At 60.4% G+C, this 11,513-nt stretch carries 9 protein-coding genes; 8 read left to right on the forward strand and 1 reads right to left on the reverse strand.

Annotation, left to right across the window (positions count from 1 at the left end; all coding sequences use genetic code 11):
- Nucleotides 1-143: 143 nt before the first annotated feature.
- Complete coding sequence (ubiA, locus tag VHB22_RS01905) at nt 144-1,106, reverse strand: 4-hydroxybenzoate octaprenyltransferase (protein WP_325455256.1); 963 nt, start codon at nt 1,104-1,106, stop codon at nt 144-146.
- 112 nt (nt 1,107-1,218) lie between these two features.
- On the opposite strand from ubiA, the gene VHB22_RS01910 reads away from it, so the two are divergent.
- The 8 genes from VHB22_RS01910 (at nt 1,219) to VHB22_RS01945 (ending at nt 11,484) form a co-directional block, all read left to right on the forward strand.
- On the forward strand, nt 1,219-1,965 hold the full coding sequence (locus tag VHB22_RS01910) for a 16S rRNA (uracil(1498)-N(3))-methyltransferase (protein ID WP_325455257.1): 747 nt from the start codon (nt 1,219-1,221) through the stop codon (nt 1,963-1,965).
- Nucleotides 1,966-2,070: 105 nt separating this feature from the next.
- A complete protein-coding gene (locus VHB22_RS01915) occupies nt 2,071-3,453 on the forward strand; it encodes a glutamate--cysteine ligase (RefSeq protein ID WP_325455258.1) in 1,383 nt (460 codons plus the stop codon).
- A gap of 718 nt (nt 3,454-4,171) precedes the next feature.
- A complete protein-coding gene (locus VHB22_RS01920) occupies nt 4,172-5,644 on the forward strand; it encodes an FAD-binding oxidoreductase (protein WP_325455259.1) in 1,473 nt (490 codons plus the stop codon).
- Between the two features lie 16 nt (nt 5,645-5,660).
- Nucleotides 5,661-6,884 (forward strand): FAD-binding protein, encoded by a 1,224-nt coding sequence (locus VHB22_RS01925; RefSeq protein ID WP_325455260.1) that lies wholly within the window; start codon nt 5,661-5,663, stop codon nt 6,882-6,884.
- Nucleotides 6,885-6,908: 24 nt separating this feature from the next.
- Entirely contained in the window at nt 6,909-8,273 is a 1,365-nt protein-coding gene (glcF, locus tag VHB22_RS01930; RefSeq protein ID WP_325455261.1) for a glycolate oxidase subunit GlcF, read from the forward strand.
- Nucleotides 8,270-9,316: a nicotinate-nucleotide--dimethylbenzimidazole phosphoribosyltransferase gene (gene cobT, locus VHB22_RS01935; protein ID WP_325455262.1), complete on the forward strand. Its 1,047-nt coding sequence runs from the start codon at nt 8,270-8,272 to the stop codon at nt 9,314-9,316. The genes glcF and cobT overlap by 4 nt, the downstream gene beginning before the upstream one ends.
- Complete coding sequence (cobS, locus tag VHB22_RS01940) at nt 9,313-10,077, forward strand: adenosylcobinamide-GDP ribazoletransferase (protein WP_325455263.1); 765 nt, start codon at nt 9,313-9,315, stop codon at nt 10,075-10,077. The genes cobT and cobS overlap by 4 nt, the downstream gene beginning before the upstream one ends.
- Nucleotides 10,078-10,284: 207 nt before the next feature.
- Nucleotides 10,285-11,484: a GNAT family N-acetyltransferase gene (locus VHB22_RS01945; RefSeq protein ID WP_325455264.1), complete on the forward strand. Its 1,200-nt coding sequence runs from the start codon at nt 10,285-10,287 to the stop codon at nt 11,482-11,484.
- Nucleotides 11,485-11,513: the final 29 nt, after the last annotated feature.

Consider the following 11,513-nt stretch of genomic DNA (forward strand, 5'->3'; position numbering starts at 1 on the left):
AAGCGTATCGGAACAAATTTGCGCTAAAAATTCGGAAAATGCCGGTGATCCGGCCATCGAAAAAGACGACAGTGAGGCACAACGGCGCGGCGCGGAAGATAGTCTTTCGCGCCGTTGTCGTGCGAGGAGGAACTGCTCGTTTTTTAGCTGAGACCGGCGAACCAGGATAGGCCCATATCCACAATCAGGCCAAGGAACACCGCGAGCCCGACGTCGCGATTGGATCGGAACCGCCGCAGGCAATTGGCTGGATCCCGGATGTCGAGCGTCGCGACCTGCCAGGACATCTGCAGAAAGACAAGTGTCACCGACAGGAAGAAGACAAGGTGCGCTCCGGCAAGCGCACCCGCGGTAAGCCATAAGATTCCCGCGAGCCCGTAGACGGCGCCGACGAAAGAAATCGTGTCATCTCCGAAGTGCAGCGCCGTCGAACCGATGCCAAGAAGAGCGTCGTCTTCTTTGTCCTGATGCGCATAAATCGTGTCGTATCCCACCGTCCACAGAACGCATCCTGCGTAAAGAGCAACCGCCGGCCAATCGAGCGAGCCTTTGATCGCCGTCCAGCCGACAAGCGCGCCCCAGTTGAACGCGAGCCCAAGCACCAACTGAGGGTAAGGCGTCACACGCTTTGCAAATGGATAAATGGCGACGATCAAGAGCGATGAGATAGAAAGCCAGATCGTGAACCAATTGAATTGGAGAAGTACGGCGAGGCCGACCAACGCCATGATGGCTGTAAATGCCAATGCGGCTTCTGGCGTTACTTGACCCGAAGGAATCGGGCGGCTTGCCGTACGCCGCACGCGGGCGTCGATGTGCCGGTCGATATAATCGTTATATGCGCAGCCCGAGGCGCGCATGGCGAAGGCGCCGACGGCAAAAAGCAGAAGGTAGCGGAAATTGGGGAATGGCTCTCGCGAAGCAACCTGAGCGAGCGATTGCGACCACCAGCAAGGAAATAAGAGCAGCCATGCGCCGATGGGGCGGTCGAAACGCCCCAGTCGCAGGTAGGGCCGCCATGCGATCGGTGCCCAGCGATCGACCCAATTCGATGGCGATGCATCGGCAACGCGCGGCTCGGACTGTGAGGAAACCTCAGTTCCCATTGATATCGTACTTCTCCGTCGGCTCGCGCGACGCTATCCGCCCCCGCGGTCCTAGGCAACATGTCGGGGCGCGGCCATTTTACGGGAGCGCAAGCTCGGGTATGACGGGAACATGGCAATCCGCGATCTGACATCGGAGCGTCTGTTCGTTAAGGACGAGTTCGTGGCGGGCGCCACGATCGAGCTTGAGCCCGAGCAGGCGCATTATCTGACGAATGTTTTGAGACTGCGTCCCGGTGCCCGGCTTCTGGTTTTCAACGGCCGGGACGGGGAATGGGAGGCGTCCCTCGTCGAAGTGCGCAAGCGCAGCGCCAAGCTTGCCTTGGAGCGCCAGACCCGGCCGCAGGAGCAGGGACCCGACATTGATTATCTCTTTGCACCGCTCAAGCGCTCTCGGCTTGATTATATGGTTCAGAAGGCGACGGAGATGGGCGTCCGGAGATTGCGGCCCGTCATCACGCAACGGACCATCGCCGAGCGGGTCAATAGCGAGCGGATGCGCGCCAACGTCGTAGAGGCGGCGGAGCAATGCGGCATTCTCCGCGTGCCGGACGTCGCGCCGCCGGTTTCGCTCGACGCCACACTTGCGGATTGGGATGCGACGCGAAGGCTAATCTATTGCGACGAGCACGAGCACGAGACCAATCCCATAGAGGCGCTGAATCGCATTGCTCCCGGCTCCCTAGCGGTCCTGATTGGCCCGGAGGGCGGGTTTTCGGAGAGTGAACGCGATCGGCTCCTGGCCCTGCCGTTCGTCACCCCCTTGTCGCTCGGTCCCCGCATCATGCGCGCCGATACCGCCGCTGTCGCGGTCCTTGCTCTCGTCAACGCCACCTTAGGCGATTGGCGGCGACCTTGATACTGCAACGACGCCACCTTGCCGTCGGCAGCGCTCCCCGTCATAAGGCTCCAGCCGCGCGGGCCCTATGTCCCGCCGGGCAGGAATGAGCCGGACCACGCCGACATGTCGACGCGAGAACAAGCTGCGGAAAGTGCACGGATCGAATCTCGCGACGATCTGGTGAGATGGATCGCAGCTGGAGAAAAGCCGAAGGCTGAATGGCGTATCGGCACAGAGCACGAGAAATTCGTTTTCCGCACGGTGTCGCTGACACCCGTCCCTTATGGCGGGACGGACGGCATCCGCGCGCTGATGGAGGAACTCATCAGCCGCTATGCCTGGATGCCGATCAGAGAAGACGACAATGTCATTGCATTGAAGCGGCCCGACGGCGAGAAGGGCGGAACGATTAGCCTAGAACCCGGCGGACAGTTCGAGCTTTCCGGTGCCCCGCTCGAAACGGTGCACGAGACCGCAGATGAAATGGATGAACACCTGCGCCAGATTCTCGACGTCGGCGAGGACCTGGCCATCGGATTTCTTGGGGTCGGTTTTTCGCCGAAATGGCGCCTCGACGAAATCCCGCAGATGCCCAAGAAGCGCTACAAGGTCATGACACGTTACATGCCGTCCGTGGGCAGCCGCGGCCTCGACATGATGTACCGGACGGCGACCGTACAGGTGAACCTCGACTTCGGCTCAGAAGCCGATATGGTCAAAAAACTCCGCGTCTCACTCGCCCTGCAGCCGATCGCAACCGCGCTCTTTGCGTCGTCGCCCTTCACCGAAGGGCAGCCGAACGGTTTCCAGTCGTTGCGCAGCGAGATTTGGCGCGACACCGACAGGCAACGCACAGGTATGCTCCCCTTCGCGTTCGAAGAGGGCATGGGTTACGAACGTTACGTCGAATATGCGCTCGATGTGCCGATGTATTTCGTCTATCGCAATGGCGAGTACATTGATGTCGCCGGCGCGTCCTTCCGCGATTTTATGGCTGGCCGATTGAAGGGCTTCGAGGGCGAGGTCCCGACCATTGACGACTGGTCCGATCATCTGACCACGCTCTTCCCCGAAGTTCGTCTCAAACGCTTTCTCGAAATGCGCGGTGCCGACGGAGGCCGCTGGGGTACCGTTACGGCGCTTCCGGCATTCTGGGCCGGAATTCTTTATGATGATGCGGCGCTCGACGAAGCCTGGCAGATGATCCGCGAATGGACGAGAGAAGAACGCGAGCAATTGCGGGCGGAGGTTCCAAAACGGGCGCTCGCAACGCGGTTCCGAGCGACGGACGTCCGGAACTTGGCGCGAGAGGCGCTGGGGATTTCGCGCCGCGGATTGAAGAATCGGAATCGGCTCAATTCCAAGAACCAGGATGAAGCAAAATATCTCGCTCCGCTCGAACGCATCGCGGGCGAGGGCCGCACTGTTGCCGACGATCTGCTGCAGCGCTACCACGGGCGCTGGCGCGAAAATATTGACCATATTTTCGAAGAGTTTGCGTTTTAACTGTCGGCTGCGGTATCGCGGCTTCGAAAGCGGTCGGGCTCTGCCGGTTCAGCCGATGTTCATGGATCCGTTATTAGGCTCCGTCATTTGCGTTTGGCCCGCCATCCAGACCGTGGCCTGGGACGAGGAGGCGGCAGGATGTCTCAAGCAACAGGGGGGTCGACGAGATTGGCGGTTATCGCCAGCTTGACGGCGCTCGTGCTTCTGACGTCGCACTGGGCCTTCGCCGATCCCTGCGCGGAAGGCTGCCGGTCTCAACACAATACCTGCCGTATGAATGCGAAGCTGCTGTTCTCGCCGCGCTGCGATGCTGCTTTGCAGGCGTGCATTAGTGGATGCTTTGCACAGGATCGGTTTAATCGTCGTCGGGACCGGGAAGAGCGCGCACTGCCCGATATGCACGGAGGCTCCGAGATTCATCGCGGCCAGGAGTTTCGTGGCCCCCCCGCGTTTGGAATGCCCGGATTTGGCAGACCTCGCGGCCCCGGATTCGGCGGCGGGCGGCGCTAGCCGGACGCAAGCTTTTCTGCACGACCAGACCTAGACTTGGCGGATATTGCCGGTTAGGCCGCCGCGTGCGAAAATGCTTAACGATTTGGTGCCGCTGGAAATTGCGCGGCTGTAACCCCCTGTGACCGGTGCCGCCATTGCCGGCAATCAAGCGAGGCCAACGTGACGCAAGGCCGATTCAAGGTGGTCGCTAAGGAGACGTCTGGCGATGCCGCACATCGAGCTGCCTGAACCTGATGTCGGCGTTCTGCGTCGCCGTCCAATTTTGATCGAAGGTCTTCGAAGCCGTGTCGGCGCCGATCTTCTGATCCTCGACGAGGATGGTCGGCGTGCTTACGAGACGGATGCGTTCACGGCCTATCGCCGCGTACCGATGATCGTCGTGCTGCCCCGTACGACTGAAGAAGTTTCCAAGATTCTGAAGTATTGCCACGAGAACGACGTGAAGGTCATTCCGCGTGGCGCGGGTACCTCGCTCAGCGGCGGCGCGCTCCCGACAGAGGATGCAATCGTCCTCTGCATATCGAGAATGAATCGAGTGATCGAGATCGATTACGCCAACCGCTTCGCGCGCGTGGAAGCGGGCATAACCAATCTGGAGATCACCGCGCGGGTCGCCGGAAAGGGCTTCTTCTATGCGCCCGACCCGTCATCCCAACTCGCCTGTACCATCGCCGGCAATCTCGGAATGAATTCAGGCGGTGCGCATTGCCTCAAATACGGAGTGACCACGCACAACGTGCTCGGCGTCAAGATGGTGTTGATCGATGGCACCATCGTGGAGATTGGTGGCAGCACGCTTGAGCGTAACGGCTACGATCTGCTGAGCTTCGTCATCGGTTCCGAAGGCCAGCTTGGCGTCATTACCGAGGCGACCGTCAAAATCGTGCCTTCCCCCGAGGGTGCGCGGCCGATGATGATCGGGTTCCGGTCGCCGGAAGCGGCAGGAAGCTGCGTCGCCGCGATCATCGCCGCAGGAATCATTCCGGTCGCCATCGAATACATGGACCGTGCGGCGATCGAGGTCTGTGAAGCCTTCGCCGGTGCGGGCTATCCTCTGGACGTAGAAGCCTTGCTGATCGTCGAAGTCGAGGGATCTGAAAGCGAGATCGGCATCCTGCTCGGTCGCGTCGCGGAAATCGCGGCGAAGCATGATCCCAAGACCGTCGTCATCAGCTCCAGCCCCGAGCAGAGTTCGCGCATCTGGGCGGGACGCAAGGCGGCGTTCGGCGCCATCGGCCGCATCTCCGACTATTTGTGCATGGACGGTACGATACCGCTTGCACAACTCCCCCACGCGCTGACGCGGATCAGCCAGATTTGCGCGGAGCACGATCTGAAAGTCGCAAACATTTTCCATGCTGGCGACGGCAACCTGCACCCGCTCATCCTCTACGATGCAAACGAACCCGGTCAGGCGGATCGCGCCGAATTGGCGGGTGAAGCTATTCTGAAGCTTTGCGTCGAGCTAGGCGGCTGCCTGACGGGCGAACACGGCGTGGGCGTCGAAAAACGCGAACTGATGTCATCGCAATTCTCACCGACCGATCTTGCCGTGCAAATGCGTGTCAAGACAGTGTTCGATCCGACATGGCGTCTCAATCCCGCGAAAGTTTTTCCGCTAGCCGTGACCGAAGATATGCGCGCAGGTCACGCTGCGAGCATGCCTGAGGTCGCTTGAGCAGTATGGTGCAATCGTGACGGAACTCTTGCGTCCGGCGGCCGAGTGGGAGCTGCAGACGATGGTCGCCAAGTGTGCGAGCCAGAAACGTCGCGTCGAGGTCGTCGGACATGGCGCGTTGCGGAATGCCGGCCGCGTCGCACGATCCGATCTTGTGTTGTCGACGGCGGGCCTCAAGGGCGTAACGCTCTACGAGCCGACCGAAATCGTGATGTCGGCTCGGGCGGGCACACCGGTCTACGAGATCGAAGCGACGCTCGCCGCGCGCGGGCAAATGCTCGCTTTCGAGCCGGTTGATCTCGGCCCGGTCACGGGTGCACCCGGCGGCGCGTTGTCTATCGGCGGTGTCTTCGCGACGAACTTTTCAGGCTCACGCCGCGTGTTGGCCGGAAGTGCACGAGACAATCTTCTCGGCGTCCGCGCCGTCAACGGCCGCGGTGAACTTTTCAAGTCCGGTGGCCGCGTCATGAAGAACGTCACGGGCCTCGATATCGCGCGTGGCCTGACCGGCAGCTGGGGCACACTTGCCGTAATGACTGAAGTGACGTTCAAGGTCGCACCGTTGCCGCAAACAATGCTGACGCTGGCCTATGCCGGGCTGCCCGACGATCTGGCAATAGAAGCTCTGACGACAGTCATGGGCACGCCTCTCGAAGTCTCAGGCGCCGTGCATCTTCCCAAGAATTGCGCCGCGCGGCTTAATCATCCAGACTTCAAGGGTACCGATCAGTCCCTTACGCTATTGAGACTTGAAACGTTCTCGACCGCTATGGACGAGCGCAAGGAAAAGCTGAAGAAAGCCCTCAAAGTCTACGGCACGCCGATAGAGATAGGTGCCGAAGCGACATGGAATTTGTGGAGCGAGTTTCGCACGCTATCCGTCATGCCGTTCTCAACCGAGACAAGTCTCTGGCGCATTTCGGCGTTGCCGACGAAAGCTGCAGAGATTGTCTTCGCCATCCAAAAATTTATGGACGCGACGGCATTTTACGATTGGGGCGGCGCATTGATCTGGCTCGAAGTCCCGGCTACGGCCGACGCGGGTGCCGCCGATGTCCGGAGAGCCGTCTCCGTTCGCGGCGGACATGCAACGTTGATCCGTGCACAGCCGGAAGTCCGCGCCAGCGTCGATGTCTTCGAGCCGCTGAAACCGGAAATCGAACGATTGACACGCGGTATAAAGTCCGCCTTCGATCCGGAACGACTTTTGAATCGTGGCCGCATGTACGCCGATCTCTAGCCAGAGAGTTCATTAGCAAACGCGATGCAGACCAGCTTCTCGAAAGCACAGCTCGAAAACTCGGAGATTGCGCACGCCGATCGCATTCTGCGGCGCTGTGTGCATTGCGGCTTCTGCACCGCAACCTGTCCGACTTACGTCGTGCTGGGCGACGAGCGCGATAGTCCGCGCGGGCGCATCTACGCTATCAAGGACATGCTCGAAAAGGGCATCGACGCAAAGCCCGAGGTTTCCAAGCACATCGACCGTTGTCTAACGTGCCTCTCTTGCATGACGACCTGCCCATCAGGCGTCGATTACATGCATCTGGTCGAGATTGCGCGCGGACATATCGAGAAGACAGGAAATCGCAGCCTCAAGGATCGCTTCATACGGCGTGCGTTAGCTGAGATCGTGCCCTACCCAAAACGCTTTCGTTGGGCGATAGGCGCTGCACCGCTCGGCCGCCGCCTATCGCGTGTCTTTCGCTCGCTCAAGATGCCTGAGCTGGCGGCAATGGTCGATCTCGCGCCCGCCAACTTACCAGGATCGGGACGCTTTCGCGGGCCCGGAACGGCGTCGCCCAAAGGCGTACGCACCGGACGCGTCATCCTTCTCGCAGGCTGTGCGCAGCAAGTCCTGCGGCCCCAGATCAACGACGCGACGATCCGGCTCTTTGCGCGCGGCGGTATTGATGTCGTCGTCTCGGCTGGCGCCGGCTGTTGCGGCGCCTTGAGTCAGCATATCGGCCGGGAGGAAGAAGCCGTAAAATTCGCACGTGCCAACGTCGCAGCGTGGAGCAAGGAGATCGCCAAGGGCGGCGTCGATGCCGTGATCATCAACACGTCTGGATGCGGCACCACAGTCAAGGACTACGGCCATCTTCTGCGTCACGAAACCGAGTACGCAAAGCGCGCCAAGGACATCGCCGCCATGGCCAAGGACGTCACCGAATTTCTCGACGGCCACGACTTCGGCGCGCCGAAAAGATGGTCGAGCCTCAAGGTCGCCTACCATGCCGCATGCTCGTTACAACATGGGCAGCGCGTGACGGCGCAGCCAAAATCGCTTTTAAAAAAAGCAGGGTTTACAGTGCTGGACATTCCGGAGAGCCATCTCTGCTGCGGCTCTGCGGGCGTCTACAATATTCTCCAGCCCGAGATCGCCACAGCCTTGAGAGATCGAAAGGCCGCGAACATCAAATCGTTGCGGCCTGACATCGTCGCCGCCGGAAACATCGGTTGCATTCAGCAGCTTCAGTTGGCGCTCGATGTTCCGGTCGTGCACACGATCGAGTTGCTCGATTGGGCGCACGGCGGGCCGGTGCCACCCGGACTTGAAAACTTGGAAAGATATTCGACTGACGTGCCGCAGCCGAAGCACAATGTCGAGGACTACATCGGCGTATGAGCGGCATCGGAGAAAAGGCGGGATCGCGTGCCGCCCTTGAAAATGAGCTTCGCTCCCGTATTCGCGGTAAGGCCAAGCCGATTGGCTCGCTCGGGCGGCTTGAAGATCTTGCCTTGCAAATCGGCCTCGTCACCGGCTCGCTTGCTCCGAACCTCGGCCTGGCAAAAATCCTCGTCTTCGCAGGCGATCACGGTATCACCGCGGAGGGCGTTACAGCCTACCCGTCCGTCGTAACACGCGAAATCGCGAAGTTCGTCCTCGCTGGCACCGCCGGAATCAATGTTCTCGCCCAGGCAGCGGGAACGACGGTTGAGCTTATCGACGCCGGAATGATCGAACCCTTGCCGCCGCACGATCTGCTAATTGAGCGGCGCGTCGCAGCCGGAACCAGGAATTCGCTGCAAGAACCGGCGATGACGCCCGACGAATGCACGGTTGCGCTTGAGGCTGGGCGCGCCATTGCAGCTCGGCTTAATGACGAGGGCGTCGGCATCGTGGGTTACGGCGAGATCGGCATCGGAAATACCAGTGCCGCCGCGCTCATTGCGCACATACTGACGGGCATCGACTTGGCAGCTCTTGTTGGTCCTGGAGCGGGAGCGCCTGCACGCGGTCTCGATCATAAGCGCAAGATTCTGCACGATGCGCTAGACCGCGCACCCATCGCAACGAGCGACCCTCACGGCCGCGCCCTCGAAGCTCTCCGCCAGTTCGGTGGATTTGAGATTGCAATGATGGCCGGCGCAATGGCGGCCTCAGCAGACACCGGTCGCATGGTGGTCGTCGATGGCTTCATCTCGACGGTTGCTGCACTTGCCGCAATAGCATTGAATTCAGCGACGCGAGACTGCTGCGTCTTTGCGCACCAATCGACTGAGCCGGGGCACAAAGCCGTGTTGGCGCATCTCAATGCAGAACCGCTCCTGGCGCTCGATATGCGGCTTGGAGAGGGAACCGGGGCCGCGCTTGCAATCCCGATCGTCCGCGCTGCCGAGTTGATGTTGCGCGAGATGGCCGATCTACCCGGCGAGCACCCGGTATGATCGCGCGTGAATTGCGGCTCTTCCGAATTGCGCTACAGTTTCTGACGCAAGTGCCCGCTGGCTCCATTGATGACTGGCCGCCGGATTGGCTGGCGCGATCAGCGAAATACATGCCGTTTATCGGCGCAGTCATCGGGCTCATCGCGGGGACAGTACTCGTCGCTTCCGCGATCTTCTTTCCGGAACCTTTGCCGACGGTCATCGGCCTCGCCGTCGCGATCGGCCTAAGCGGTGCCATGCACGAAGATGGCCTCGCCGATACGGTCGATGCATTCGGCGGCGGCAAGACGCGCGAGCGCCGCCTCGAAATCATGAAGGACAGCCGCATCGGGACCTACGGCGCCTTGGGGCTGATCGTCGTGCTCGCGTTGAAGGGCGCTGCACTTGTCGCCGTGGACCCGGTCTCCGCTGCCTCGGTTCTGATTGCCGGTCACGCGGGCGCACGCCTCGCTGCGGTAATGGCAATGTCGATGCTTCCACACGCAGGCATAAACACAAAGATCAGCCACAAGAGATCGGAGCTGACGATGGGGGAGGTCGCCCTGGCGGCCATATTAGGGTTAACGCCGGGCCTGATCGTTCTACACCTACAAACATTCGCGATCGCAACCCTTTTTGCATTTGTGGCAGCGGCGCTTGTGGCGGCGCTCGCGAGGAAAAAGATTGGCGGCTACACGGGCGACGTCCTCGGCGCCGTCGAGCAAGTTTATGAAACGGTCTTCTTTATGTTTGCAGCCGCGCTTATCAGCGGGCCGGGCTGAGCCGATCTAGAAGCACTGCAACATCGGATGACGGTCCCCCCTCGACCGGCCGTTGCAGTCGAGCGCCGGATTGCGCGACGGAGCAAAAAGCCGGGCGCACCATCGATTCAGGCTTGATCCTAAATGCTCAGATGCGATTATCCACGGGCGGCGGCACTATGAGCAGAGGGAACGACGAAATCACTATCGCCTTGAAGTGTAACGCGTATGGCGACGGTTTATATGACGAGCGGCGCAGCAGCTGCAGCTGCAGGCGCTGAAAGTGGGTCTGAGCAGTCGTATTCGCGCGGCCCGCGTTTCATAGCTGAAACATTCGACGGCGCCGATGAAGCTCTCGCCGCGCTCGATGCAATCCAAGGCAACCTCGTTTCAACGGGGTTCCAGACTCTCGATTACCTGACAGTTCTTTACGAGGAACTGGCTTCGTCGCATCACGCGATGCCGCGCCTTGTCGTCGTGACGGAAAGAAACAGCGGCGAGGTCGCATTGGCCCTCCCACTGATCATCCAAAAGGAACGCAAGCTGAATGTCGCCCGCTTCGCCGATTTCGGCGTCGCCGGTTATAGCGCCCCGATCCTAGGTAAGGTTCCGCTTGAGAAACGTCGCTCGATCCGGCGCGCTTGGCGAGCCATTCTCCATGTAATGCCTGACGTCGACTTGATCCGGCTCAAGCACATGCCTGTCGAAATCGGTGGCCGGCTCAATCCGCTGCTGACGCGGCGCGGTATTACACTCTCGCGCCATCCGAACAGCATATTGACGGTCCCAGAAACCATCGAGGCATACTTAGCCGCGCGCGGAAAGAAATATCGCAGAGACGTGGAACGCTCCTACCGCCTCTGGGAAAAAGAACCATCGCCTCGCTTTTACCGGGCCACGATGCCTGAAGAAATTGCGCGCGTTTATTCCATTTTGGAAGAACAACAGGCCGCGCAGCGCGATTCGCACCATGGGGAATCCATTTTCGATGAACCGGCGCATCGTGCCTTCCATGAGCGCCTCGCCTTCGATGGTTCGGACGCAGGTCTGGCGTCGCTTTTCGCGCTGGAAGCTGGCGGAGAAATCGTAGCCACGCTGTTCGGAATCGTCCACGATGGCACATTCACGCTCTTACGCATGTCGACAGATCGCAGGGAGTGGGGATACCTGTCGCCAGGCCGCCTCATCATTATCGAGGCAATGAAACATTTCGTTGAACGTGGTGTTCGCCGCTTCGACCTGGGTGTCGGCGACGATCCCTTCATTCGCAGCTTCGGCGTCGAGCACGTGCCGCTTTACGACCTGATCGTCGCCCGCGATCTCACCGTCGTTCCGCGCGCCATGTTTCACCGGCTCAAGGGATGGTTGCGCAGAACCCGTCACACACGCTCTGCCTCCCAGCACTTCAAGCCGCATTTTGCGCGGTAAGGCCGTGGTTTAGACCCGGCTTTCGCGGC

Source organism: Hyphomicrobium sp. (assembly GCF_035548195.1).
Taxonomy (GTDB): Bacteria; Pseudomonadota; Alphaproteobacteria; order Rhizobiales; family Hyphomicrobiaceae; genus Hyphomicrobium_B.